20 protein-coding genes are annotated in these 25,926 nt (G+C 65.4%); 10 read left to right on the top strand and 10 right to left on the bottom strand.

All coding sequences use genetic code 11. The features are described 5' to 3' along the window. Positions 1–696: 696 nt before the first annotated feature. From EV192_RS57660 to EV192_RS08225, 6 genes are all read right to left on the bottom strand, one after another. Positions 697–1,116 carry a DUF7919 family protein gene (locus EV192_RS57660; RefSeq protein WP_481728511.1) on the bottom strand — a complete coding sequence of 140 codons (420 nt, stop codon included), beginning with the start codon at positions 1,114–1,116 and terminating at the stop codon, positions 697–699. A gap of 182 nt (positions 1,117–1,298) precedes the next feature. Further along, a complete protein-coding gene (locus EV192_RS08245) occupies positions 1,299–1,883 on the bottom strand; it encodes a suppressor of fused domain protein (protein WP_165960246.1) in 585 nt (194 codons plus the stop codon). 197 nt (positions 1,884–2,080) lie between these two features. Continuing rightward, a complete protein-coding gene (locus EV192_RS08240) occupies positions 2,081–2,398 on the bottom strand; it encodes a hypothetical protein (RefSeq protein WP_132112604.1) in 318 nt (105 codons plus the stop codon). Next, a complete protein-coding gene (locus EV192_RS08235) occupies positions 2,392–8,727 on the bottom strand; it encodes an RHS repeat-associated core domain-containing protein (RefSeq protein WP_132112602.1) in 6,336 nt (2,111 codons plus the stop codon). The genes EV192_RS08240 and EV192_RS08235 overlap by 7 nt, the downstream gene beginning before the upstream one ends. A 66-nt stretch (positions 8,728–8,793) precedes the next feature. Continuing rightward, on the bottom strand, positions 8,794–13,065 hold the full coding sequence (locus EV192_RS08230) for a LamG-like jellyroll fold domain-containing protein (RefSeq protein WP_165960245.1): 4,272 nt from the start codon (positions 13,063–13,065) through the stop codon (positions 8,794–8,796). 362 nt (positions 13,066–13,427) lie between these two features. Beyond that, positions 13,428–14,120 (bottom strand): TetR family transcriptional regulator, encoded by a 693-nt coding sequence (locus tag EV192_RS08225; RefSeq protein ID WP_165960244.1) that lies wholly within the window; start codon positions 14,118–14,120, stop codon positions 13,428–13,430. Between the two features lie 83 nt (positions 14,121–14,203). Here EV192_RS08225 and EV192_RS08220 point away from each other — a divergent pair, with 83 nt between their 5' ends. Then, a complete protein-coding gene (locus EV192_RS08220) occupies positions 14,204–14,425 on the top strand; it encodes a DUF6372 family protein (protein ID WP_132112596.1) in 222 nt (73 codons plus the stop codon). 87 nt (positions 14,426–14,512) lie between these two features. On the opposite strand, the gene pcaC is transcribed toward EV192_RS08220, so the two are convergent. From pcaC to EV192_RS08205, 3 genes are read right to left on the bottom strand one after another with little or no spacing between them, the layout of a single operon-like run. Beyond that, entirely contained in the window at positions 14,513–14,902 is a 390-nt protein-coding gene (gene pcaC / locus EV192_RS08215; protein ID WP_132112594.1) for a 4-carboxymuconolactone decarboxylase, read from the bottom strand. Continuing rightward, positions 14,895–15,881, bottom strand: coding sequence for an S-adenosylmethionine:tRNA ribosyltransferase-isomerase (locus EV192_RS08210; protein ID WP_132112592.1), 987 nt, complete (start codon positions 15,879–15,881; stop codon positions 14,895–14,897). Before EV192_RS08210 ends, pcaC begins: the two co-directional genes overlap by 8 nt. Then, the gene (locus tag EV192_RS08205) at positions 15,878–16,522 is read right to left on the bottom strand and encodes an SDR family NAD(P)-dependent oxidoreductase (RefSeq protein ID WP_132112590.1); all 645 of its coding nucleotides are present in this window, start codon (positions 16,520–16,522) and stop codon (positions 15,878–15,880) included. The genes EV192_RS08210 and EV192_RS08205 overlap by 4 nt, the downstream gene beginning before the upstream one ends. A gap of 75 nt (positions 16,523–16,597) precedes the next feature. Here EV192_RS08205 and soxR point away from each other — a divergent pair, with 75 nt between their 5' ends. From soxR to EV192_RS08160, 9 genes are all read left to right on the top strand, one after another. Beyond that, positions 16,598–17,071, top strand: coding sequence for a redox-sensitive transcriptional activator SoxR (gene soxR / locus EV192_RS08200; protein WP_132112588.1), 474 nt, complete (start codon positions 16,598–16,600; stop codon positions 17,069–17,071). 9 nt (positions 17,072–17,080) lie between these two features. Next, a complete protein-coding gene (locus EV192_RS08195) occupies positions 17,081–18,040 on the top strand; it encodes a hypothetical protein (RefSeq protein WP_132112586.1) in 960 nt (319 codons plus the stop codon). Between the two features lie 65 nt (positions 18,041–18,105). Further along, positions 18,106–18,441 (top strand): YciI family protein, encoded by a 336-nt coding sequence (locus tag EV192_RS08190; protein ID WP_132112584.1) that lies wholly within the window; start codon positions 18,106–18,108, stop codon positions 18,439–18,441. Further along, on the top strand, positions 18,441–19,661 hold the full coding sequence (locus tag EV192_RS08185) for an RNA polymerase sigma factor (protein ID WP_279492925.1): 1,221 nt from the start codon (positions 18,441–18,443) through the stop codon (positions 19,659–19,661). The genes EV192_RS08190 and EV192_RS08185 overlap by 1 nt, the downstream gene beginning before the upstream one ends. A gap of 281 nt (positions 19,662–19,942) precedes the next feature. After that, on the top strand, positions 19,943–20,791 hold the full coding sequence (locus EV192_RS08180) for a helix-turn-helix domain-containing protein (RefSeq protein ID WP_132112582.1): 849 nt from the start codon (positions 19,943–19,945) through the stop codon (positions 20,789–20,791). 6 nt (positions 20,792–20,797) lie between these two features. Further along, positions 20,798–20,983, top strand: a complete 186-nt coding sequence (locus EV192_RS08175; protein WP_132112580.1) for a DUF397 domain-containing protein — start codon at positions 20,798–20,800, stop codon at positions 20,981–20,983. 625 nt (positions 20,984–21,608) lie between these two features. Then, positions 21,609–22,841, top strand: a complete 1,233-nt coding sequence (locus EV192_RS08170) for a hypothetical protein (protein ID WP_132112578.1) — start codon at positions 21,609–21,611, stop codon at positions 22,839–22,841. Further along, positions 22,838–24,172 carry a hypothetical protein gene (locus EV192_RS08165; RefSeq protein WP_132112576.1) on the top strand — a complete coding sequence of 445 codons (1,335 nt, stop codon included), beginning with the start codon at positions 22,838–22,840 and terminating at the stop codon, positions 24,170–24,172. The genes EV192_RS08170 and EV192_RS08165 overlap by 4 nt, the downstream gene beginning before the upstream one ends. Positions 24,173–24,192: 20 nt before the next feature. Then, positions 24,193–24,900: a hypothetical protein gene (locus tag EV192_RS08160; RefSeq protein ID WP_132112574.1), complete on the top strand. Its 708-nt coding sequence runs from the start codon at positions 24,193–24,195 to the stop codon at positions 24,898–24,900. A 299-nt stretch (positions 24,901–25,199) separates the two neighbouring features. Here the strand turns inward: EV192_RS08160 and EV192_RS08155 are convergent, their stop codons facing one another. Beyond that, the gene (locus tag EV192_RS08155; protein ID WP_132112572.1) at positions 25,200–25,472 is read right to left on the bottom strand and encodes a hypothetical protein; all 273 of its coding nucleotides are present in this window, start codon (positions 25,470–25,472) and stop codon (positions 25,200–25,202) included. Positions 25,473–25,926 lie beyond the last annotated feature (454 nt).

The raw sequence follows: 25,926 nt of genomic DNA, 5'->3' as shown, positions 1-25,926 counted from the left end.
GGCTTCGGCGGATGCGTCCTCGCTGGCGGCTTGTTCCGCGGCCGAGGTCTCACTGGCCGACGCTTGCGACCCTGTGGCCTCAGTCGTGGCCGCTTCGGAACTCGCCGCCTCGGAGGTGGCGGCTTCGGTGCTGGCGGCCGTTTCGGCGGCGGGCGGTTCGGCCGCTGCCTCGGTGCTGGTCTGTTCCTCCATCACCGTCGGTGGTGACGACGGTTTCGTCGACCGTAGTCGTCTCAGGGATCGTCACGGTCGCGGTACCCCACATCGACAGCGGCCCGCCTCCGTAGGGCGTACGGTCGATTGGGCCCCGCGTCGTGACGGTGTCGCCGGTCACTGTGTGGTGGGTTTCACTGGTCCGATACCGGACATAGGTCCAACAAACCAGGGCTTCCACGAAATGGGAAGTCTCGGTTTTGGAGATTACTCAGTCAAGTTTTCGATCGCTGATCCGGCGATACGAGCACCCCCAAATTACCCATCGCGAGTGTGGTGCCCCATCAGGTCGCGGGTGACAACCCGGCAGCCGTCGGTCGGTACCGCCGAGGCTGCCTCGCGGACGCGGTAGGGCATGCAGTTACTGTTGACTACCTAGTGGCTCGTCTGGTCGTTCTTCTCTGCGACCATGGCTTCCCCTCCGCACGTTCATGATACACGAACAAGCCTCCCGACTAGTGCATCCAGAGCAAAGCGTCCAGATCAGGAGACCAGTCGCCCAGCCATGACAGCATCTACGAATTGACGAGGTGGCAGATACTGGTGTTTCGCCACGTAGTGCAGCACCAGGTTAGGTGCCACCAGCCAGGTGCCAACCTCATCGTATACCCGAAGCTCGGCGTGCCCAAGCGGAATCGAGATCCCGCCCAAACTCGCCATTACCATTACTGGCGGATCATCAATACCAGACCGTCCGCACAACGTACAGTTCTGAAAGCCTCTCGTCCGAGCACTTTGATGTGATTGGCAGAATTCGAACAGACGTTCAGCGAATCCCTCTGGGCACGCCCCCGTTTGGTACGGATGCTCCGCGTCCAACCAACCTACCGTTAGCGCAGTCCGACCCTCCGGGACACTCTCCGGAAGGTAGTCATACACGGCGAGATCGGCAAAGTAAGACATATCCACCCTCTGGTCAGTCCGCGGCAAGCCGCCCAAAGTACCCTGCCCATATCACTCGTCATCAGGGAGGGCTATCGAATCAGCCGATCTCTGGTCATCGATTGCTCGAAGCTCCGGTGTGTCGTCCTAGCCGTTCACAGCTCAACCATTCCCGTCGTGAAGAACTGACAAACTCGGATTATTCATACTACTGGCGCCCGTGCAGGGTCAAAGCGATCCCATTCCAGGCTCCAGAACGCATCGAATCCACGCGAGCGAACAAAGTCTCGTTCCGACGAGTGGACGGGGTAGACGCCGATGATTTCCACCAGGCCAGGCTCTTTCGGATCAACTTCACCGCAACTTAGATCAATCAATCCTGAGCTCCACTCAACTGCCGGTTCAGACAAGAGGACACTATTCATTGCGGAATCTTCCACGAACGGCTGAACATAGCCGAGAACTTGACCGGAGTTGAAGGGACAGACTCCCCTTAGTGTGGCAACCATCCTCGCGGGGACCTGAGACCACTCGACGTTTTCAGAGCGGACGGTGATGGAAAGCTCACGACCTCTCGACCGCCAATCCGGATGACTAGAGAGCGAGAGTCCATATGTGAGCCCGGTTACATATCCAGGTTCCGGCGTTCCTATATACACGACAGCGCGAACCGGTCCGTCCCCCATCTCTCGCGGTTCAACCTCACTGATGACAGACGTTGCGCCGATAAGCGAGTCGAGTATCTCACAGTAACGATCAAACCGGTCGAACGCGTCGCGGTCATTCATTACACCTCCTGGAACGGGGTGGACGCTGTCCACGATACACGCCATAAAGCCCTAATATCACATACCTATCCAAGCGGCAAATAGAAGTCCTGGCATGTATCATACCACTGGACTGACCATCGAACAGATCAACGATCTGTGCTTGGTCGTCGATATGGAAACCTCCGCCCAAAATGGCCTTGCAGCTACCCCGCCCTTCACCTTTGCTTGTCCTGCGCTCTTTGCCGCTCGATGGAGGACTTGCGAGCAGTGAGCCGCAGTTCGCCCCCCAAAGGTATGATGAAGTCCAATGTCACCGCCTCCAGCACAGCACCAACAGCGGGGAAGTCCGCGGGCGACGGATGCTCGTCGGAATCCGCAAGCATCACGAAATCGATGAATCCGGGAACTCTGCCGGTCGGTGTAACAACATCGACATCGATACCGAACCGGCCACGATGTTCGGTAACCACACACTGAACAATCTGAAACTGATGCAAGCCGCTTTTTCGCCAGAGCTCCTCTTTATCTACCATGAATACCCCATATAAAAGTTGATCCATTTACTATCGGCAATAAGTGAGTTGAATCGGCCAATATCACCTCTCGGGATGACCCACTGGAACTCTCCAGGATAGTTGTCGTGCGTTGCCCGGAAGACGTTCGCCGGGAACTCGGTCTCAAATTCCGGCTTCATCGTGTACTCCCAATAGCCGTCCTCATAAACCCCCTGACCAGCATACTTCTCAGCCACTCCCGCGGAGTCTCCCAGGTAAGCAGTGCCCTGGTGACGGCCGACATCCGGGTGATTGGCGGGATCGAGGCCCTTCTCCTCAGCTGCCATGTTGCCCTTTTCCGGAGCCCGGTACAGCTTTGTCGGCTCCCCGGCGCTGCCGCTCCCCTCGGTCGCGGAGGACTCCGAACTGGCTGCCTCGCCACTAGCGGCTTCTTCCGTAGCCGCGCCCTCTTCGCTGGCGACTGCTGCTTCCGAGCTCGCGGCCTCGGAACTAGCCGCCTCCGTGGTAGCGGCTTCGGCGGCGGCGGTTTCGGCGGCGGCTGGTTCGGCGGCGGCCTCGGCCACCACCTCGGTGCTGACTTGTTCTTGCATCACCGTTTCGGTGGTGACGACGGTTTCGTTGACCATGGTCGTCTCAGGGACCATCACCGTCGCGGTACCCACATCGGCCGCGCCCACCTCGACGGCTGCCGCACCCGCTTCGATACCCACATCGACAGCGGCCGCTGTGGCGACACCGACCTCGACGGCCACCATGGTGACCACGGGTATGGCCACCACGGTGACCACCGCGATCGCGACCGCGACGATCGCGACGACCTCGAGGATGTCCCAGAACCCGCGGCCGCTTGGGTCAAACCAGGTGACTGGGTTGTTGCCGCTGTAGGAGTAGTTGTTCCAGGACTGCGGGTGGGTCAGGTCGAATTCCGGGTCGACCTGGGTGAAGCGGCCCTGGGTCGGGTCGTACTCGCGGGCGCCGACATGGGTCAGGCCGGTGGTGTCCTGGTATCCGTCGAGGAATCCGTGTTTGTCCGGCCACGACCCCGGGTCCGGTCCGCGCGCGTTGCCGAACGGGTCCTGGTAACGCCGCGCCACCGCCAGGTCACGAGCACCGATCTTGGCCAGGCTGGTGCCGTGATGGTCGCCCACCACCCAGTCCAGCCCGCCGGCACCACGCACGGCGATCTTCTGTCCGCCGTGGGTGTAGGACCTGAGTGCCTTGGCCGTGGTCGTGCCGGTGAGCACGAACAGTTCCAGGTCGCCGACGGCGAGCGTGGTGCCGGTCTGGTCCTTTGTGATGACCCGGTTGCCGTCGGCGTCATAGAGGTAGCTGGAGACCTTCCCGTCCACGTCGGTCACCGTGGCAAGGCGTCCCTCGGCGTCGTACGTGGACGTCTGGTTCTTACCCGCGACATTGCGGGACACCGTGTTGCCGGCGTCGTCGTAGCCGTAGATGTTGCGCTTCTGCCCGGTCGTCACGGATTGCACGGCGTGCGGTTGTTTGCTGCCCGGGTCGGGGTAGGTGCTTGTCGCGACACTGTCGCCGGTCGCGGTGTGTTGGGTTTGGCTGGTCCGGTTACCCGTCTTGTCGTAGGTCCAGCTGGTCCAGTACGGGGCCGCGCCGCCCAGCGCGGCGACCGAGCGCGATGAGGTGCAGTCGCCGTTGCCGGGGGTCCAGGCTTCGGTGAGCCGACGTAGATAGTCCGTGCTGAAACACTGGGTGTCGAACGCGCTGCCGTCGGGGGTGTCGGCGATCTTGGTGACGTTCCCGCCGTCGTCGTAGCTGTAGGTGCGGTTGACCACCTGGGGGGTGGTCCTGGTCGCCCGGACCGCGAAGACGTTCTGCAGTCGTCCGGTGGCGTCGTCGTAGGTGTTGGTGACCGACACCTGGTTCGGGTCGGTGGCGGCGGCGAAGTTCTCCCGCAGCACCTGGCCGAACGGGTTGTACTTGGTGTCCGACACCAGTGACGTGCCCGACCCGTTCGAGGTCGCGGCGTAGGCCGTGGTCGGGTTGCCGTACGGGTCGTAACCCCGGTAGATCGTCTCCTCTGCCAGCCCACCGACCCCTGGGCTGGTGCTGGTGGCCACCAGACCGGTGTTCGGGTCATAGGTGACCGGGAACGTGTAGGTCCCGTTCAGACCGGCCTCGTTGATGACGGTCACCTGCGAGCCGGTCGGCCGGTTGGCCTTGTCGTAGCCGGTCGCCGCGTTGACCACGTGCGGTTGGCCGTTGACGTAACGGATCGAGTTGGTCGGCATACCCTTGAGCAGGCTGTCATACGACCAGGAGGCGAGCTTCGGCCCAGTGGGGGACCCATCGAACTCGCCGGTCCGGCGACCCAGCGCGTCGTAGCCGAACGCGACGGTCCGACCTCGTCCGTCCGTGGTGGACACGACCTGGCCGGCCGGGTCGTAGGCGGCCCGGCTGGTCCCGCTGTCCGGGTCGGTGCCGACGGTCTTGCGGCCGCGCAGGTCGTAGCCGGTCGTCCAGACGTTCTTGCCGGTGGTGTCGGTGATCGTGGCCTGGTAGCCGGCCGGGGTGTAGGTGTAGGTGGTGGTGTCGGCCGGGTCGCCGGGGTTGGTGTGCGCCCGGTCCAGGTACTGCGCCCGGGCGGTCATCTGGCCGCGGGCGTTGCTGACCACGGTTTCGGCGGTGCCACCCACCGGTGGGATGGTCGTGGTCCGGTCACCGTCAAGGAGCACACGGGACTCGGCCAGCTTGGTGTTGTTCTTCAGAATGGTCGCGGCGGTCTGCCGGCCGGCCGAGTCGTAGGTGTTGACCGTGGTGTTGGGCACGGCCAGGTCCTGCACCACCAGCAAGGTCGTGTTCGGCCCCGAGTCGCCGTTCCAGTAGGCGTTGTGGGTCTTCCACGGTCGGCCCTGCGAGTCGAAGAAGCTGTCGCTGAGGACCCGGCCCGAGGTGTACGGCGTCGGCGCCTGGGTTTGGACCGTGCGGCCCAGCCCGTCCACCAGGCGGTAGGTGGTGGCGTACTGGCCGGAGGACTGCAACACCTTGCTGGCCACGATGCTGGGTTTGTCGGTGCTGACGGTGTACTCGTATCTGGCGTCGGCCGGGCCGCTCTTGTCGTGCCCGGGTTTCCAGACCGCGGTGAGCCGGCCGAGCGGGTCGTAGGTCGCGTCGGTGTGCCGGCCGTTCGGGTCGATGGCCGACTGCAGCAGCCCGGACGACGGGTCGAACACCTTCGCCGCGGTCAGGCTGCCGAGGGTGCCGCCGAGCGACGGGCTGGTCGTGGTGATCCGGCTGGCCGCGCCGCTGGACGGGGTGTAGGCGGTCGTGGTGGTGCGGTTGAGTTCGTCGGTGCTGGCGGTCACCCGGTCGTAGGTGTCGAAGGCGGTCTTGGCGGACACGAAGGTCTCCGCGCCACCCGCGGGCCAGGTGTCCACGGTGTCGGTCTGGGTGACCAACCCACGCGACGGTGGCGCCCCGACGTCGCCACCGTCGTAGTGGTTACGGGTGTCGGAGATGATGCTGCCGCTGCTGGCTTTGTTGCCGTCGGTGCACGGGCCGGTGATCTTCAGTGTCACGCTCGGGTACGCCAGCAGCCACGCGTCCCCGTTCTGCGCGTAGCTCGTACGGGTACAGGTGGCCTGCTTCGGGTCCGCGACATCGCCGTCGTCCTCGACCGCGGTCGTGAGACCCTGGCCGTTGTAGGAGGTGGCGGTGCGGGTGGTGCGCCAGGACTTGCTGTTCTCGATCCAGGCCCGCTCACGCGTGACCGCAGGGGCGACGTGGAAGGACTGCCTGCCGCTGGCCGCGGTCGCGGTCGGGTCGGAGGTCCACGGGTCGGTGACCGTCACCGAGATCGGTTTGCCGTCAAGGAACTTCTGGGTTTCCCACGTCATCCCGTGGAACTGGTCCCGGTCCGGCATGGACTCGCCGAGAGAGTTGGTCAGCTGGACGCCGCGCCGGCCACCACCCGGCAAGGTGTCGCCGTCCATGCCGCGGAAGAACAACGACTGGGTCACCGACCTTGGGCCGGCCGGGTCGTCCGGGTTGCCCTTGGTGGTCTTCACCGTGCCGTAGCCACGCCACACCGACCACGTCTTGTACGTCGGGTCGCCGAGCGGGTTCTCGTCGTAGTGCCAGGCCGCGTCGCCTACGTAGTCGTAGTGCGTGCGGGTCTGCTGCGACTGCACGGTCCGGCCGTCCTCATAGACGTCGGTGACCACGTACCTGTTGAACCAGTCGATCTGTGGGTCGGAGTTACCCTGAAAAGACCAGAACACCGGGTAGCAGCGGGTGTGGTTGCCCTCGGGGGCCGGCGTGCCGCCCTGGCAGTCCGGCTCGGTGTAGTCAACGGTGATCACACCGCCCTGCTCGTTGATCACCGAGGTGAGCCGGTTGCGGGTGATCCCAGTCAGGTTGTTCTGCCCAGGGAAGGCGCGGTTGCGCTTGGCCGTACCGATGAACGTGCTCGGCGGCAACGTCAGGGTGCCACCGGTCAGGCCGGTGCGGGTGACCGTGTCCAACCACAACGCGTTCGCCGACCCGTCCCCGGTCTGCGGGAACGACTGGCCCAGGGTCCACCGGTTGACCGGCACACCCGCGGCCTCCGAGGTGATCGCGGTGACCCGCTTGCGGGTGAAGAACGTCGGGTTCATGTTGTTCTTGCACACGTCACCCGCGTTGCAGATCTTGTCGGCCGGCACGTCCGGCCACGAGTTCGCGGTGTCCTTGGTGAGCTGCCCGGGATCGCATGTGATCGCGCCGGACGGCACACACCGCTCCGCGGTGTCGAACAACACCCTGATCGGCGCCGGGTCGTACACCCCCGCGCCCGGGACGGTGACGTTGAACCCGTACTGGATACTGGTCAGGAAGGCGCCGCGGGTGTACTGCACGCCAGGATCGGTGTAGTTGCCGTTCAGGCCGTAGAAGTTCGTCTCGGGCTGGTAGTAGTACGACTGCGCGTTGCCGTGCGGGTCGACGACGTAGTCCAGGTTCCACCGGTAGGCATACGTGCACCAGGAACTGGCGAAGTCGTCGGTGTGGCACGGCTCGCCAGGATGGTTACCGAACACCGGCACGGTCAGCGCGGACTGGGTCTCCGGCTTGCCGTCACTCCAGCCGGGCAACCGGTTCAGGCCGAAGAAATACTGGGTGCCGTCGTTCGTCGTGACCTTCCAGTACTGACCCTCCTTGTCCCCGTTGGCCGCGCCACCCAACCGCTCGTAACGGGCCCCGTCGTCGTTCTTGGCGTGCCAGGAGTTGTTGTCCTTGTCCTTGACCAGTTCCCCGGAACGGTCACCGAGAGCGAACGTGGCGTTGTCCGCCGACCAACACAGGTCACCGGTCTTCTTGTCGCCGTTGTTCCCACCGGGATCGGTCACACAGGACTCGAACTTGCGCTCGATGTACCCGGCACCCGACAGAGCCCAACCGTCCCCCACCGCCGACGGCTGGTTGTTGGTCGCCGAGGTCAGCCCATCCACCAACCCAGAGGAATAACTGAGCTTCACCTGCGGTGCGTTGCCACCCTGCGGCGTCGGCAACCCGATCGGATAGGTGTAGGAGAAATCACCGGACGACGTCCCCGCCGACCAGGTCCCCGCCGGCGACAGCGACGTCTCGGTGAAGTCACCGCCACCGGAGTTCGCCCCAGGCGTAGCGCCCAGCACAGTGCCCCCCGCCGGCACCGCAAGCTCACCGACCAGATGCCGGTCGGATTCCAGGTTCACCGAGTCCACCGGAGTCGGCACCTGACAGGCCGGCTTCTCCGGCGTGGTCAGCACACAGTCCGGATAGGACATCCAACGCAACCGCTGGCCGTACCCCCCGCCGTAAGCATCGACGAAACCGGCATAGTCCAGATCCACCGACACCGGCCCGGTCGTGTCACCGGACACCGGCGCCACACGCACCAGCGTGCCCGTAACCCGCGCCTTGTCAGCGATCGCGTGCTCGACCGTGTCGACCTTGACCAAACCCTGGTCATGCCCAGCAGCGGCGGTGCCAGCCCGTGGGCTGAGCTTTCCCTTGCCGTCCTTGCCATGGCCGCGGGTGACCGACACCGGCGAATCACCGGCCCGGCGCGCCTCAGGTTGCGGCTTGCCGGTCGTGGTCGCGGGCAACGCCACATCCGCGCTCTGCGCACGTGGCCAGGACACCAAGGGCGCGGCACGCAACGCCGTGTCCCTGGTCGCGTTCCTCGGCGCCGCGCGCAGCGTGCCCTCGGTTCCCGGCACATGCACTGGCTTCTGCAACTCGGGCAGCTCCCACCCAAGCCCGTGCCACCCGGTCGCGGGCGCCGCGGTCGCCGAAACCCCGGTGGCCACCATGCTCAACGCCACCGCGACGGCCACACTCGAGAATCGCCACTTAGCCATCGTCCTGTCCCCTCCACCGGGCCAACGTGCACGGAAAGTCAAGAAACCGAACGGAACTCGATGGTGCTACTGGTAATGCTTCACGCCGAACAGGTTGCCGGGATCGTCCGCCGAGCGGTCATTCCTGATCTGGTCATCGGTGCGCACCCCGGAGTAGACCCGCACTCCCGCGACACCACCGTTCCAGTTGTTCACCATCTTGCCGAGCCACTTGAACTTGCCGATCCGCAGATCCCCGGTGGAGTCCGCGACCGACAGGCCGGAAACGCACGTGGACTGTCGGACACCGTTGACATAAAGGCACACGGCGTTGGTGGTGCTGTCATAGGTGGCCGCCAGGTGCGTCCACGTGTTGCGCTCCGCCTTCGCGTCGCTCCACACCACGCTGAGGCACGGCGATCCTCGGGTGCACGCGAAACCGAAGGACCAATGCCCCTCCGTCAGGTTGTCCCGGCGGAAATCGAGCGAGAACGCCTCGTCGGCCGACACCGCGATCCGGGTGTAGTCGTCGGCGGCATCCTGCTTCACCCATGCCTCGACCGTGAACGAACGATCCGTGCGCAAGCTGTCCGGCCGCTGGGCCTGAACCACGCCGTCCCAGGTGAACTGGGCCCGCGCGGTGTCACCCTGGGTGGCGACCTCCGCGACGTTACCGCTCGGGGTGACCGTCGCCGGGCCAGTGAAGCTCCACGTTGCGTCCACATAAGACAAACCAGCGAGCGCGCCGACCTGGGACGCGGTCAGCGGCCGCTGCCACACCTGAACCTGGTCGACGGCTCCCTTGAAACCGTGCGTCATGCCACCCACGTCGTAGGAACCGATGCTCAACGGTCCGGCCGCGTTCCACGGTGCGTCGGTGTACTTGCGCTGCGCGGCCAACCGGCCGTTCACATAGATCTGCAGTTGCCCCGCCTCCCGGTTGTACACACCGGTCACCAAGGTCCACTCCCCGGCCTTCGCCCCCTGGTTCGGGAGGAAGGTCCATTTCATCTGGCGGCCCGACGCCTCAGTCGGCGAGCTGTTCAACCCGAAGACCCACGCGTTGACGTCCTTGGAATAGCGCATCAGGAAACCAGGCACACCGCCCGACGCGGACTGCCCGACCACACCGTAGTGGCCGTCGAGATCGTCCAACTTCGCCCAGGCCGAGACCGTGAACGACTGACTGGTGTCCACGACCGGACCGGCGGTCTTGCCGTAACCGGTGCCGTCAAAGTGCACCGCATTACCGGACTTACCCGATACCCAGGTGCTACCACCGGTCAACGTCAACGGTTGCGGCGAGTACCCACTGCCGTTGTTGCCGGCGTCCGCCGCGGTCGTCCCGGTGCTCTCGTCCAGCTTCCAGTACCCCTGCAGACTGGGCACCGGAGCCGGCACGAACGTGTCCGGCTGGCCCCGGCTTCCCGTCGACCCGACGGCAAGCAGGTCCGCCGCGCCCTCGGCGAGACCATACTGCGCCCGGGACACACTGGTATTAACCAGCGCACGCACATCTTCGAGCGACAGCGGACGCTGCCACACCTGCACATCATCGACCCACCCGGAGAAGTAGCTGGCGCGGTTGCCGTTCCACTTCAACGCGCCCACGGTCAGCGGACCAGTCGCCGACCAGCCGCGCCGGACCAGACTGTTCTGCTTGACCCCGTCGACATACAGCGTCGCCAACCCACTCGCGGCATCGTAGGTACCGGTCAGATGCGTCCACACGTTCAGCCGCGGCGGCGCCTTGGACACGACCCGCGAGTTCGCGGGATCAGTGCAGTCACAGTCCGGCAGGTTGAACGTCCACGCGTTCGCGTCCGAGGAATACTCGATGAGCGCGCCGCTGGAGGTGCTGCCGTCCTGCGAGATGACCGCGTGCCAGGTGTTCGGACTGGTGTCGGTCAGCTTCGCCCAAGCGGACATCGTGAAGGACTGGCTGGTGTCCAGCACCGGACCGGACGTGGACAAGTACCCGTTGCCGCCACCGGGGAAGAACATGCCACCCTTGACGCCGTCCTTGGCGCCGCTTGCGTCGGGCTGGGTCCAGGAGTTGCCCCCGCTGTAACCGAGCGACCAGGCGGCGTTTCCCTGCAGCGCCAGCGGGTGCGCGGTGGCACCTGCCCGCAACGCGGCCACGTTGTCCGACGCCGCAAGCCCACCCTGATCATCGACCCCCCACGCACCGGCAAGCCCCTTCTCCGGAGTCAACGGCAGGACGGTGTACGCACAGGCCGGCCCGTCCAGACCGTTGCCCGGCACACAGGTCGCGTTCGGGCCAGGCTTGCCGGTCTTGTTCACCGCTTTGACCCGGATCAGGTTCTGGTTGCCGTTGACCGCGGTGGCGGTCAAGGCGGCGGTCACGTTGCCGCCAGCGTCCCGGCCCGGATTGCGCGCCACACTGGGTGACCCCTGCACGCTCGGGTCGCTGCCGTCAGTGGTGTAGACGAACCGGTCGATGTCATCCAGACCGGATGTGGCCAGCGGCACCGAGATCGCGAAGGCCACCAGGTCACCCTGCACCTGCGGGGCCCTGCCAGTCAACGCCACCTTGGGCGGCAACGGCACCACGGTGTCCACATAGAACTCGCAGTCCCAGTCCCAGCGCGGCGAGTCGACCTCGCCGTCACCGACCCGGATGGCCCACTTGTAGATCCCGTCGCCGGTGATCCAGTCCCCCGGGACCCAGTACTGTGCCAACGCTGCCTGGTTCGGTCCCGGCGTGCCCACCTCGAACCGGTTGCCGTTGTTGTCCCGATAGGAGTTCGGCACGTCGTTGCCATACGGGCCGCCGCTGGTGGCCACCTCCACACTCAGACTCCCGCCGTCAGGGTCCGAAACCAGCGCCTGCACCTGCGGAGTCCGGGTATCCAACCACGGCCGGTCGTCCCCCTTCACACACGGCACCGCCCCGTTCTGCATGGCATGGCCCCACGGGTTGTTCGGCACCGAGTCATAGGCGACCTCCAGATAAGGATTGAGCGCGAACCTGCGCCACCCGGACACATTGCCCTCGTCCGCCGCCTTCAACTCGAACGTCGTCGTACCCCAACCGTTGTTGGCCGCGTCCACGACCGCGCGCCCCGCGTCGAACACCGAGTGGACATCGCCGGCGTCATGACAGTTGGCCACATTGCTGTTACTCAGCCAGTAGACGCCGTTCGGCTGGTTGCCCCACGTCGTGCCGCCGTCCACCCCGCCGGCCAGCCACAGTTCCGTGTCCGAGGTATCGCCCTCGCACTTCCACGAGTGGATGACCGTGGTGTTCAGATTGGCCCAGTGGATGCGCTTGCCGAGAATCGGAGCGGTGTTCATCTGAATGTACGAACGAGACACGCCCGCCCGGTCCAACGTCTCGTAACCGGCCTTCAAATCATCCAGGCCGTCGAAGTTGTGCGCGCCAGGAAAACCCGACTGGACCACGACCCGATGCTGCATACCGCACCAGGACGTGTTCGAGCACAAATACTCCGGATCCAGATACACCGGAAACCTGGTGTCCTTGTCCGACAGGAACGCGGCGTCCGGACTGATCGTCACCCCGGCCGGAGTCACCTCATTGCGCATGACACCGCGACGTGTTCCTTCCGCGGAGCCACCCTGTCGGTCCCGCTCGCTGCCCCTGCCTGAGGAGTCCCACATCCGGGTGGCGTCACCAGTGAAGACCACCTCGCCCGTGCCGTCGACCACCTCGATACCCGTGGCCGTACCGTCGGCGGCACGTGCCCGGCCCTTGCCGGCCGCGCCACGTACCGCGGTGTTCTTGGTGTACGTGCCGAAAGTGACCTTGCCCAGCTTGGGATTCTTGGCGGCCTCGGCGTTCTTGACCACCAGGGCCTCGGAGAAACCCACGGTGTCGGCGGTGACCTTCAGGTCGACTCCCGGCCACACTTCGGGATAGGTGGCGCTCGGCCCGTCCAGCACGGGTTCGGGCAGGACACCGTCCCAGGTCAGACCGACCTCTGCGGCGCCATGGCCGACCTTGACCAGCGGCCCCGTCGAACCCCCGCCCGACAATGCAAGGTCCAATGTAGACACCCGAGGTCCGACCTCGCCGCCGGCCCGTCGGACCAGGGTGGTGTCCACGTCGGCCCACTGTCCGTCCTTTTTGGTCCGCACTGGCCGGACATGCTGACGCCATACCAACGAGCCGTCCGGCTGCGCCAAGACCTCCTCGGTCTCAGTCAGCCTGGAACCGACTCGCACACTCTTGCTCCCCTGCTTCGCATACTGCTGCGCCAACGTCTCAGTCGGCGCCTCGTCCGGCACCGCGACCGGCACCGCCGCGGACACCACCGGCTGCAACAGGCCCATACCGACGGACATCACCACGCCGGCCGCCAACCGTCTGGTCAACACGGCACACCACGACACGCGAGCACGCATCAGACCCCCAGTTCCTCGACCGGCACCGGCAATCGGGCCGACCTCAACGCACCGAGGAGTCTTGACGATGGCGAGCACCGCTGAGTATCGGCCAACAGGCCCAACCGGACAGAACCACATTCACTGGACGACTCACACCCACAACCGAGTCGGACAGGTCATACGAAAAGCGGCATTCAACGGTCCCATAATGGACAATTCGGAGCTACGCGAAGCCGTTGGCGGCTAAAAATGTTGCGACCATTCAAGTGCTTGCCGAAGGCTTCAGTTGAACGATCAGCGGGGCGCCGCTGTACCGTCAGCCCTCCGCGCCGACACAATGGCACTGAGTGTCATCCATCGAGGGCGTCCTCGATCCGGCGGACCACGTTCGCGAGCGGCATCCCCCGGCGCATGACCGCGACGACCACGTCGTCGACGTCGGCCGAACGGGCCGCGGAGACCCCGAGCGTCTCCCGGATGTAGCGGAACGCACGGTCCGCCTTGCCCAGGACGTCGCCCTTGCCGCCGGTCTTGAGCCACTGGCGCAGGACGTGGTTGTGGGCGGCGACGACGGCTGAGCCGGCGACCTCGGCCCACAGGGCGCCGTCCGGCTCGTCGCCGACGCGGTCGACCAGATACCGCGTGACGGCGATGTGGTAGCTGTGCGCGCTGGCGATCTCGCGGGACCGCAACTGGGGGAAGTCGCGGGTCAAGCCGTACCGCTGTACTGCGACGACGCCCTCGTCCAGGTACGCCTCGAGCACGCCGTGGACGGCTCGGCAGGCGACCGACAGGGGCGCCTCGTCGGCGGGCGCGGTCGCGAACACCTCGGCGACCCGGGCCAGCCGGGCCTCGTGGTCGGGGAAGATCACGTCTTCCTTGGAGGGGAAGTACCGGAAGAACGTCCGGCGGCCGACCCCGGCGGCGGCGGCGATCTCGTCGACCGTCGTCTCCTCGTAGCCCTTGGTCAGGAACAGATCGATGGCGGCCGCGGTCAGCGCCGCACGGACCCGACGCCGCCGGTCGGGCACCCCGCTCGTCATGACCGAAAAAGTAGCACGGGGTGTTGCGCAATGGCACTGAGTGCCATTAGTGTGGTGCATCACGCTCACCAACGGAGGTTGCGATGAACCCCACCACCGCGTGCCTGTGTGTCTGCGCCCCCGCCGGGCATCATCACAGCACCTGCCAGGCCACGGCTGAACCCGGTCTGAGCGTGTCCTTGAACCAGTCACCCACCCGCCCGATCAGGGTCCCCGCGTGCCGCCCGTGTTACGAGGCCGTCCGCCGTGCCCTCTGGGCCGGCGTCGCCCTGCGCCTGCACCCGGCGACCGCGAAGTCCGCCTGACTTCGGACGCCACGCCGCCTGTTCCGGGACGGCGTGTCGCCCATTCCTGGACCATGAAATTCTCGCAACCCTGCCCCTGCGGGAATTTCATGGTCCGGCAACCTCCCGGTCCGCCAGAGTCCGCTGGGCGACGGCGAAGGCGCGGTTGGCGGTGGGGACGCCCGCGTAGAGGCCGACCTGGAGCAGGACTTCGATGATCTCGTCCCTTGTCACGCCGTTGCGCAGGGCCGCGCGGACGTGCATCGCAAGCTCACCCTCGTGCTGCAGCGCGGCTAGTAGTGCGAGGGTGACCAAACTCCGGTCCCGTTTGGACAGTCCCGGGCGGGACCAGATGTCGCCCCAGGCGTTGCGGGTGATGTAGTCCTGGAAGTCCCGGGTCACGTCGTCGGTGCCCGCGACCGCCCGGTCGACGTGCTCGTCGCCGAGAACCTCCCGGCGAACGCGCATCCCCTGTTCGTAACGCTCTTCGTCAGTCACCCGGCAACAGTAGGCAACTGTCGCCGAACTCGTGCCACAGGTATCCGCCCGCGGCCGCGGCCCGGTACGCGTCCGCGACCAACCGGTCCCCGGCCACTGCCCGCAGCAACAGCAGGTGCGAGGCGCCCGGCTCGTGCCATCCGGTGATCAAGCCGGTGACGACCCGTGCCGGCCGGTCCGGGCCGAGGACCAGGTCCGTCCACCCGGCACCCGGACGCACTATTCCGTTGCACGCCACCGATTCCAGCGCGCGGGTGACGGTCGTGCCCACGGCTACGACCCTCCTGCCCGCGTCCCGCGTGAGGTTGACCATCCGCGCGGTCGACTCGGGGACGTGGAACCGTTCGGGCAGCGGAGCCTTGCCTTCCTCGATCGACGACACGCCCGTGTGCAGCGTGATCGGCGCGACCGACACGCCCGCGGACACCAGGTCGGTGACCAGTTCCGCCGAGAACGGCCGGCCGGCGCTGGGCATCTCGGCGCTGCCCGGGTGACGCGCGAAGACCGTCTGGTAGTCCTCGATCGGCCAGTCGCCGGGCACGTACGCGTACTTGATCGGACGGCCGTACCGGGCCAGCATCGCCGGCACGTCAACGGACACGGCCGCGCGCCACAACCGGCCGAGCACGTACTCCTCGACGAGGACCAGCACGCCGTCCGGGAGGTCGACCTTCTGGCCCGCTCTGGTGTCGGACACCGGGCCGGTGGCCGGGCCGGGCGGCCGCAACTCCACCACCCAGGAGCCGTCGTCCAGCCTGGTGGAGAAGTGGACGGTCAGCTCGGAGCCGTCCCGGTGCCCGGTGACGGCCGCGGCGAGGGTGCCCGAGTTGTTCACCACGACCAGGTCGCCGGGCTCGAGAAACCTGGGCAGGTCGGCGAACCGCGCATGCGTCACACCTCGCGGCGTGGCCACGAGCATGCGCACTTCGTCGCGGGCCACGCCATGTGCCTCGGGTGGTTCGATCGCGGACGTGATCATCGGGTGTACCGTCCGCTCGGCGGTCGTTCGTCGATCAGCTTGAGCAGCGCGGGCACGACGGTCTCCGGCTCGGGCCGGTCGGAGATGTCCTGGCCGGGGAAAGCGGCCTGGTGCATGTCGGTACGCATGTCGCCCGGGTCGAAGGCGTACACGTGCAGCGACGGATGTTCGACGGCGAGGACCGCGCTGATCCGGTCGAGCGCGGCCTTGCTCGACCCGTAGCCGCCCCAGCCCTCGTAGGCTTCGACGGCCGCGTCCGAGCTGACATTGACGATGATCCCACTGTCCAGTTTGGATAGTGCGCGCTGGATGAGTGCGAGTGGTGCCAAGACGTTGGCCTCGTACACCCGCGCGAACTCGTCGAGTGGGTAGTCGGCCAACGCGGGCTGTGGGCTGGGGCCGAGCGCGCTCGCGTTGTTCACGAGCAGGTCCAGCTTGGGTAACGCGTCGACCAGGTCGGCGCGGTGCTCCGGGTCCGTGACGTCGCCCGGGATGATGGTCACGTTCGGGCCGAAGTCGGCTTGTTTCAACGCTTCCGCGCCACGCGCGTCCACGACCAGATCCCAGCCGCGGTCGGCCAGCGCGTGCGCCAACGCCCGCCCGAACCCTTTCGAAGCCCCTGTGATGATGGCAGCCGGCATATCCGTCTCCTTGCCATGCGAAGTCCTGTCCGCCATCCTGGTAGTTGAAGTCAACTTCAAGTCAAGGGCGCGGCCATGCACACCAGGGATCTGCTGACCGTCGGCGAGGTCGCGCGGCGCAGCGGGTACGCCACGTCGGCGCTGCGCTACTACGACCGGCTCGGCCTGATCACATCCACCCGCACGGCCGGCGACCAGCGCCGTTACGAACGCGGCGTGCTTCGCAGGCTGGCCTTCATCCGCGCCGCCCGGAACGTCGGACTGACGCTCGACGAGGTGGCCGAGGCCCTCGCGTTGCTGCCCGCCGCCCGGACGCCGACCAAAGCGGACTGGGCGAAGCTGTCCCGCGGCTGGCGGGAGCGGCTGAACGAGCAGATCAGCGCGTTGGAGAAACTGCGGGACGGGCTGGACTCGTGCATCGGCTGCGGCTGCCTGTCCCTGCGCAAGTGCGCGTTCTCCAACCCGGCCGACGGGCTGGCCGCGCTCGGGCCGGGCGCCGCCTACTTTCCGCGACGGCTGCGTGCACCCGAGACCGGACAGGATGGTTAACTCGCGCCCATGGATTACCAGCTCAAGGCCGAGGTCGCCCCGCCGGCCGGCACCCCGGAACTGGACGCACTGCACCGCCACGGCGTCGTGTCCCTGCTCGACGAGCAGCTCGACCTGCTGGCCGGCATCGAAGGGCCCGATGGCGTCGAGATCGAACCGCTCGATCACGAGGTGACCGCCCATGCCGGCGGCGCGTCGATCAGCTGGCTGGTCGAGGCGCCCGCGCTGGCGTTCGCGGAAGAGGCGGCGCGCGCCGTGCTCACCGAGCTGTTGGAACGGACCGACCTGCTCGCCAGTTGGACCGTGCAGAGCTGTGAGGTCACCGTCAGCGACGAGGACCTGGAGACCGCCCTGGAGTCCGCCGCCGAGGACGAGGACGACGAGGAGATCGAGCACGTCGAGCTGACCGCGGAGGAGGTCGCCGAGCGGCACGACCAGCTGCTCGGCGAGGCCGGGCTGGTGCAGGCCCTCGGCACGGACGCCTTCGGCAGCTCCGACGGCGTCACCCCGGAGCAGGCCGAGCTGGTCGCGGGCGCGTTCGCGGAAGCCGTGGTGATCATGATCGACGAGCTGTTCGAGGACGTGAAGACGCTCGACGAGGACGACACCACCGCGGACGAGCACGAGGAGCTGCTGGTCCTGGACGAGCTGCCGCCGGCGTTCAGCGACCAGTACTCGGCCTGGTTCGCCAAGCGGTTCCTGATCGCCACCGTCATCGTGGGCCAGCGGCTGACCGAGGACGAGTGGGAGCCGCCCACGTGCCCGGCCGAAGCGCTGGCGCTGCACGTGCTCAAGGGCCGTGCGCAGGAGGAGCTGCTCGCCGCCGGCCTGCTGGACGAGGACGTGCTCAAGCGGTCGTTCGCCGCGTTCGACGAGCACGCCTTCGACGACATGGAGCACGAGGCGCTGTACGCGGAGGACGCCGAGGGGTCCGTGGTGGAGTGGCTGCCGGCGATCGCGAAGGCGTAACTTCGGTCGGGCCGGTCGAGTCCGGGCCGGCCCGATCGTCATTCTCCTGACTGAAGGAGGAGCTGATGCGGTACATGCTGATGGTCTACGGCTGCCACCGGGAAGAGCTGCCCGACGCGTACGACCGGATCAACGCGTACTACAAGGAACTGCGGGCCAGGGGTGTGTACGTCGCCGGCGACCCGCTGCACCTGCCGGACACGGCGACGACCGTGCGGGTGCGTTCCGACGAGACCCTGATCACCGACGGCCCGTTCGCCGAGACCCACGAGGCGCTCGGCGGGTACTTCGTGGTGGACTGCGCCGGGCTGGACGAGGCCATCGAGCTGGCGTCGATCTGCCCGCTGGCCGAGCTCGGGTCGATCGAGATCCGCCCGATCCTGGAAGTGGCCTTCGGCTAGTGCACGCGGTCGAGCAGGTCTTCCGTGAGCACCGGACCCGCATGCTGGCGGCCCTGGTCCGTGTCCTCGGCGACATGGAACTCGCGGAGGACGCCCTGCAGGACGCGTGCGCGCAAGCCCTGCGGACCTGGTCGACACCGCCGGCCGACCCGATCGCCTGGCTGTTGACCGTGGCCCGCAACCGGGCGATAGACCGAATACGTCGAGCCAGACGAACTCCCCCGGACCAGCCCATGGCGCCCCTACCGGACTACGACGACGCCAGCCTGCTCACCGTCGGTGACGAGCGGCTGAGCCTGATCTTCACGTGCTGCCACCCGGCTCTGTCGTTGGAGGCCCGCGTGGCCCTCACATTGCAGGCGGTCGCCGGCCTGACCGCGGCCCAGATCGCCCGCGCGTTCCTGGTCACCGAGTCCACAATGGCCCAACGCCTGGTGCGCGCGAAGCGAAAGATCCGCGACGCGGGCATAGCCTTCGCGGTGCCCGCCGACCACCTGCTGCCGTCCCGGCTGTCCGCGGTGCTCGCGGTGGTGTACCTGGCGTTCACGCAGGGTTACGTGGCCGCGGACCGGGTGCTGGCGCTGGAGACGATCCGGTTGGGGAAGCTGATCGCCTCGCTGATGCCGGACGAGCCGGAAGCCCTCGGCCTGGTCGCCCTGATGCTGTTGCAGGACTCCCGACACCACGCCCGACGGACCCGATCGGGTGATTTCGTCCTGCTGGCGGACCAGGACCGTTCACTGTGGGACCAGGCTTCGATCACCGAAGGCGCGGCCCTGGTGGACCGAGCACTGACCCGCCGCCAACCCGGCCCCTACCAACTACAGGCGGCCATCGCGGCGGTGCACGCCCAAGCGTCGTCGACATCGGACACGGACTGGCCCCAGATCGTCGCGTTGTACACAGAGCTGTCGCTGCGCTCACCCACCCCGGTCGTCGCCCTGAACCGAGCGGTCGCCGTCGCCATGGTCTCCGGCCCGGCCGCCGGACTCGCCCTGATCGACGAGATCCCCGGCCTGGAACGTTTCCACCTGATGCACTCGGCCCGCGCCGACCTGCTGCGCCGCCTCGACCGGACCGAAGAAGCCGTCACCGCCTACCTTCGCGCCCTGGCACTGGCCACCGAGGACTCAGACCGCCGCTTCCTGCGCGGCCGCCTCACCGAACTCGGGCATCGGATCGACCCAGGCGATCATGTGCCCCTCCCCGAAAAGAAATGAAATACCGTCGACCGAATCGAACGACCCACTCATCCCCGGCCGAACCGACCGAACATCCACATGGTCGTGATGCCCGAGCCCCCAAGCGATAATCTCGCCGTCGCCCAATCGGAAGACAGCAAACCGACTGGGCGGATTCCACAGGGCGGATTCTCGAGGAACAGCGTCTTGTCCTGTACTCATGCCAAAACGGTTGCACAGAAGAACGTTGTCCCGGCAGCTGAGACAACTACGCCGATCGTGTAATGGCGCCCCGATGTCTCCACCGATGGGATGCGGTCATGCCCAAAAAGCACGGAACCGCCCGAATCCGCGGCCTCGCGGCCGAACTCAAGGATCTCCGTGACAAAGCCGGCCTCAACACCCGAGACGCCGCCAGGCGTGTCGGCATGTCCCCGGCGACGTTGAACCGCATGGAACTGGGCAACCGCGACATCACGCCCGAGGACATGGCAGCACTGCTTGTGGTCTACGGCGTGGTCGGCGTCGAGCGAGAACGCCTCCTGACGATGGCCCGCGAAGCAGGCCTCCCCGGCTGGTGGGAGACCACCGGCAACCGAGTACCCGACGACTTGCCCGCCCTCATCAACTTCGAGTCGAAGGCCACCCGGATGGTCGAGGTCGCGCTGGTGAGGTTCCCCGGGCTGCTCCAAATCCCCGACTACATCCGCGAAATCATGACCTCGGCGGCGGTCGTCGGGTCAAGGATGGAAACGATGGTCGCGACTCGACTCGGCCGGCAAGCAGTACTTACCCGGCCTGGCCCGCTGCATTACCTCACCATCCTCGACGAGGCAGCGCTTCGGCGGCCAGTAGGTGGCCCTCAAGTGATGGCTCAACAGATTCGGCACGTCATAGCCCTCGCTGCCCGGCCGAACATCGATGTGCGAGTCATCCCGTTCACACGCGGCGCCCACACCGGCCTCGACGGCAGCTATTCGACACTGGAGTTCGCCAAGGCGTGCACCATCGTCTATCTGGAGCACAAGGGCGCATCCCTGTTCATCGACGACCCCGACGATGTTGCCCCGTTTCAGGATGCGACCGATACTCTGATCGAGGCAGCCCTGAGTTCACCCGATTCAGTGGACTTCCTCGCCGAAGTCGCAGCCGACTACGACAAAGGATGAGACAAGATGGATCTTGCTAACGCCGACTGGCGCAAGTCGTCCTACAGCGGATCGTCCGGCGGCTGCGTGGAGGTCGCCATGGTGCCCGGGGTCGTGGGGGTTCGCGACACCAAGAACCGCGATGCCGGCACCCTCCGCTTCCCCGAGTCCTCCTGGCGCCTGCTCACCCGCTCAGTCACGCCCGCCAGTTAGATGTGAGCGGGCGGAGGGCACTTATCACCCGGACGGAACCTAGGCCGAGCTTGAGGGCGACCCGTATCGTTTGACCCGATTCTGGCTGGAGTCGGGGTGCGGCGATGGTGCCGATCTTCATCGCTCTCGAGGGAGCGAAGGGTGTCGGTAAGTCCCAAGTGTGTCGTGAGCTTGGGCAGGGACGGTACATACCCCGCATACCCCGCGATCTGGGTTGAGTGCCACTGGGATGCCAGCGGACGTGCGCGTGCAGCCGTGCCGCCAGCCTGGCCCCTGTCGGCACCACCACCGACCCACTGTTTCGGTCCCTACGCTGACTCGACCAGTATATAGATGTTGTGGTCCTCATGGGGCATGAGGACCACAACCTCTGCATAGACCTTGTCACACCTCTCCCGGCTGGGGACAGTGGACGGAGACACCGACCACAACCTTGAGAGGCCACGATGTTTCCCAGCGGCCACACCGTTCAGCGGGTTCGACGGCTCATTGCTGCGGGCTCGACGCCCCGGCCATTCCGTCGCGTGCAGAACGCCGCTCGTCGCAAACGAGCAAGCGGGACACTGCCTTCGCGAATCTCGGCCGATACGGGACGGTCACAGGCCATTGACCTCAAGGAAGCAAAATGAGCGTTGGTGGCTCCGGTATCCCAAGACTCAACGACCTCGCCTACCTCGAAGTTGCAATCACCAACGCAGCCGCGGGCGCAACCTTCGAACAGATCCGCCGCGCTCTGGTCGATCGAGCGTCCGCTGTCGATAGGGAGAATGACACCGACGGATCCTTCGACGAGCGGAAATGGGCCAAGACGCGCTCAGATAACACCAAGCACGTGCACAACACCGTTGACGCGCTCAAGGAGCTCATGCGCTTGGGCTGGGTGGACAAGCATATTCTGCCGTCAGGTCCCCGATCGGCGTACGCTCATGCAGATTCCTCATTTACAGTCACATGTGCAGGCCGGGAATGGGCCACGCTTGTCGCGCATGACCGACGCGCCGCCTACAACGTGCTTGTTGGAGCATTGCTCGGCGCGCACCCTCAATTCGCCGGCTTCCTACGTGTGGTCGGCGCTCTCCCGCAAAGCACCACGTCCCATTTCACGATACCTCTGCTCAAATTGGTTGGCACAAAACACTCTACACACGATGCTTACCTGAACGAGTTCATTGCATTCGCTGTCGACGCGATCGCGCAAGGTGCACTCGGCTGGAGCGCCGATACAGAAGCGCTCGATGAAGCTGTACGCGGCTACGTGAGGCGAATCTCTGTGAGGCTGCACGCTCGACAGAAGACGATGACTCGCAAGCAGTTCGTCACCACCTGTGAAGAGGCGATCGCCCGCTTCGCTTTCACAGCGGCCAATTGCCCATTGGACTACATCAGCTTGGAGCTGCTGCGTCGATGGACGAGATTCCTTGGATTGGCAAATTTTAGCTACTACGCGCCAGGGCCACCAGCGTTGCGATTGTGGGCTATCAGTACGGTAGAAAGCGGCGAAACCGGCGTAAAGATCACGCGTCGAGTCGGCGAGCAGACTCGGAACGACGCACTTGATGCCCTCTGGCAGGTGTGGTGCGAGCAACGGGCCGACGCTGCAGCAGGAATGTACCTTCCGGTGTGGCAGTTGCGAGCCGCAGTCTGCTGGAAGCAACGGATCAGCGACGACGAGTTCGACCGCGCCGTCGCGGAAGTACTCGCAGGCAAGCATGAACGACTTGGTCTACGCATTCACCTGGATCAGGCATCGCTGCGTGCCACTCCTGCTTCCACGAAGCCACTGATCCTGCCTACCGCAAGTGGGTTGCAACGAGTGTTTAACGTAATCAGTGTGACCCCCACCGAGGAGACCCGATGAACTCCACCCCCCGAACTGCAGGCCCGGTATGGCTCAAGAAGCAATGGAAGCTGGTTAATAACCCGTTCCCGACAACTGGGATCGCCCGGCTCGGCGGTTCTGATCGACGCGAGAATGGTCTTCTCTACGAGCCCGCCGTAAACGCAGAGAAGCTCCAGGAGGCGACCGAGAAATTCGTGCTGGGCGCCGCTTTTTCCGGGCTGCGCTTCGGGTATCTCTGGTCAACTGGAACCGGTCCGGGTGACTCCGATGCTCGCGGGTTCGGTAAATCCGTGCTCATGCAGCATCTTGTCTGGAGCCTGAACCAGGACTATGGTCGCGCGTCATATCTTGCCTGCGGCCTAGACGAGGACGATGCTGCCGAGGCTCCCATCTGTGGTTTGCTCACCAGCTTCGACACCGCCCAGATCAGATCTCTGAACGCCGCCCTATTCACCTCCGTCGAGTATGCGACTGACTTCCGCATCGCTGACGATGACCACACCCTCTCCCAGCGATTGCGCATCGCACTAGTCGAGAAGACCGGAGTCAAGGATCCGCAGACGCTCGCCAAGGTGGTAGCCGAGCAACATCGGTCTCTACGCGGCCGGACTCTTGGCCCACCTGACGATAAGCTGATCCTCGCGCTTTGCGACGCGGATCCGGCTGTCGCTGCTGATTACCTGGACAAGGTCAAACCCGCTTCGCGGACCCGTAACGGCGCCGTTTATCTGGCAACCTTCCTGCTGTTTGCGGCTGCCGCAGGAATGAAACATGTCCTGCTGTGCTGTGATCAACTTGAGGACCTGGCCAGTACCACCACGGCCAAGGCCAAGCGGGACCTAGAGACCGAGCGGTTCCGTGACATTATCCTTGAAACGCTGCCCATGGCCGACATGCTCAGCATCGTGGTGACAATGCATCCGCGAGCCGCGCTGACAATCGGCACAGCCTGGGAACTGGCCGACCTGCCGACCTTTGAGGTCTCTGAAGCCAACAAACACCGTATCGTGGTGCTGCCGCCACTGCGCGACCTAGGTGCCGCCACCAAGCTGCTAACCAAGTATCTCGACGACGCTCGCAAGAGCGCTACCGATCACGGGCCAGAAAGCGTGTACCCGTTCACGCCAGGAGCCATCGAGGCGCTGTTCACTCGGTCCAGTCGCAAACCGCGCGACGTACTGCGCAAGGCACATGGGCTCATCGAGGCCGCGTCCGGCGACAACCTCGATCTGATCAATGAGGAGGCAGTGGGTCGTTACCTCGACGCCCTAGGGCCAGATACTGAAAGCGACATCGGCCCGTTTGTGGCAGCTCCGGCGACGACCTCACCAGACTGGAGCGAAGGGTGAGCAGTCTAGCCGCTCTGTCGATGGATCTCTTCCTGCTCGCTCACGCTCATCTCGCCGCCGGGCAGGACGGTAACGGGGCCGCGCTGGAACGCCGGATTCGCGCCCACCTGGTATCCACGCGACTACCCCACACACCTGGATGGCGCGTATTCGGGCACCGCAGTTTGTCCGGCCTCTATCACCAAATCGACGAGCAAACGCAATGCCATCAAGCTCTTGTCATCGGCGAGTGGAAGGCGTACACCGGGCGTATTCCCAAGAACGACCTGCTGCGGTTCAAGGCCGTCACCGACGACTACTGGCTGTCAAGTTCCACTCGCCGAGATGTTCCCATTGTGCGGATCTTCGGAGGCACCGGCACCATCACTGAGCAGATGCGCGCCTATGCCGCCCAGGCTGGGATCATCCTGATTACCCCGGACCACTGGCCTATCCCGGCCCTGTGCGACCCCGACCTGCTTTGGTGTCCCGGCGAACTCGATTCGCCGAGCCCTCTGGACGTCCGCACGATGTTGACCTTGACTCGTTCGCTCGGGGACCTCCTGCAACCACAGCTCGATGGCTCATGGCGGATGCCACCGTTTCCGACCCCATCCGACCTCGCCCCGCGCTTCGCCGTATGGCGACATTGGTCGGAGCGCGCCTGGGCTTGGTGGGACGACGCGGCCCCGGCTAGGTTCGACTGGCTAATGGATACCCGCACTATTACGACCGGGGCCACCCGGTGAGCGGACTGACGTCACGCTGCAGTAGCTGCGGTCATTTACTGACCCCTTGGGAAGGCGAACGCTGTAGCTGCCTAGGCCCACGCCGGGCCAGCAACACCGAGGTCCTCTATGCAGTTGCCTGCGACGTCCAGACATCCCTTCATGTGCGTGACTTCGTTCGGCTTGCCGAACGTGACTACGGCCAGCACCTCAGCACGGCGACCGCCACTGCTGTTCTGGCGCCAAACCGACGGTTCTGCTGGGCCGGTAAAGGGCTGTACGCCCTCTACCGGCACGGTCCTCTGCCAGGACCAAGGAACCTAGAAGAAGCCACTCGCTTGTTGCTCGTCGCGGCCGGCGTACCACTCACGATCCAGGCGATTGACTACTGCTTGAAGCAGCTCGGTTATCGCTATAACGTCGCTTCTCTCGTCAACGCGATTGGTCGATCCGTCCAGATCACTCGGCAACGAGACGGCCTGTGGGATCACCCACGTGGCGATGCCGCCGAGCTTGAGCTTCGACGCGAGATCCCTGTGGTGCCTCCTAGACAACGTGCCGCCTGGATAGACATCCGCGATCGACTCGCTCACAGAACCCATGAGGCGCTGCTTCGTCGAGCCAAGCGCCTGCAGGACCTTGGAGCGCCGACCCGGTTTGGACTCATCTGGGACGAACGCGACTAGGGCGAGGTGCCAGGACTCGGATCGATCAGCGGGCCGCGGGGCCGCGAACGCCTTCTGCGTCGGCTTCAATATCCAGAGAAGTATCAAGTCCGTTGGGACAACTCGGCTTGTGTCACGTCCCGCCCAAAGTGATCAGTCTGTCCTGGTCCAGAGCAGACACCTGATCAGGTTCAGTGGGAACTGAGGCGCATATGCCCTTGCAGGGACGAAGGAAAAGAACCAACCTAGCCAGAATGGTGCTCACGCTTGGCGATCCGGCGGTACTTTTCTGTGGGTCTTCCTCGTTGCCCGGCTTCTCTGAAGGTCTCGACTCGCCCGAAGCGACCGCTTCCATCAGCCATTCGACAATCTGTACGAGAGC

Source organism: Actinocrispum wychmicini (assembly GCF_004345645.1).
GTDB classification, from domain to species: Bacteria; Actinomycetota; Actinomycetes; order Mycobacteriales; family Pseudonocardiaceae; genus Kibdelosporangium; species Kibdelosporangium wychmicini.
The sequence above is the reverse complement of the archived record's forward strand: the minus strand, read 5'-3'. Positions and strand labels throughout refer to the sequence as shown.

Coding starts and splice junctions, on each gene's coding strand:
- EV192_RS57660 (WP_481728511.1), bottom strand. CDS start 1,116: ATGTCTTACTTTGCCGATCTCGCCGTGTATGACTACCTTCCGGAGAGT.
- EV192_RS08225 (WP_165960244.1), bottom strand. CDS start 14,120: ATGACGAGCGGGGTGCCCGACCGGCGGCGTCGGGTCCGTGCGGCGCTG.
- EV192_RS08195 (WP_132112586.1), top strand. CDS start 17,081: ATGGATTACCAGCTCAAGGCCGAGGTCGCCCCGCCGGCCGGCACCCCG.
- EV192_RS08245 (WP_165960246.1), bottom strand. CDS start 1,883: ATGAATGACCGCGACGCGTTCGACCGGTTTGATCGTTACTGTGAGATA.
- EV192_RS08235 (WP_132112602.1), bottom strand. CDS start 8,727: ATGGCTAAGTGGCGATTCTCGAGTGTGGCCGTCGCGGTGGCGTTGAGC.
- EV192_RS08190 (WP_132112584.1), top strand. CDS start 18,106: ATGCGGTACATGCTGATGGTCTACGGCTGCCACCGGGAAGAGCTGCCC.
- EV192_RS08220 (WP_132112596.1), top strand. CDS start 14,204: ATGAACCCCACCACCGCGTGCCTGTGTGTCTGCGCCCCCGCCGGGCAT.
- EV192_RS08170 (WP_132112578.1), top strand. CDS start 21,609: ATGAGCGTTGGTGGCTCCGGTATCCCAAGACTCAACGACCTCGCCTAC.
- EV192_RS08240 (WP_132112604.1), bottom strand. CDS start 2,398: ATGGTAGATAAAGAGGAGCTCTGGCGAAAAAGCGGCTTGCATCAGTTT.
- EV192_RS08180 (WP_132112582.1), top strand. CDS start 19,943: ATGCCCAAAAAGCACGGAACCGCCCGAATCCGCGGCCTCGCGGCCGAA.
- EV192_RS08175 (WP_132112580.1), top strand. CDS start 20,798: ATGGATCTTGCTAACGCCGACTGGCGCAAGTCGTCCTACAGCGGATCG.
- soxR (WP_132112588.1), top strand. CDS start 16,598: ATGCACACCAGGGATCTGCTGACCGTCGGCGAGGTCGCGCGGCGCAGC.
- EV192_RS08210 (WP_132112592.1), bottom strand. CDS start 15,881: ATGATCACGTCCGCGATCGAACCACCCGAGGCACATGGCGTGGCCCGC.
- EV192_RS08205 (WP_132112590.1), bottom strand. CDS start 16,522: ATGCCGGCTGCCATCATCACAGGGGCTTCGAAAGGGTTCGGGCGGGCG.
- EV192_RS08160 (WP_132112574.1), top strand. CDS start 24,193: ATGGATCTCTTCCTGCTCGCTCACGCTCATCTCGCCGCCGGGCAGGAC.
- EV192_RS08165 (WP_132112576.1), top strand. CDS start 22,838: ATGAACTCCACCCCCCGAACTGCAGGCCCGGTATGGCTCAAGAAGCAA.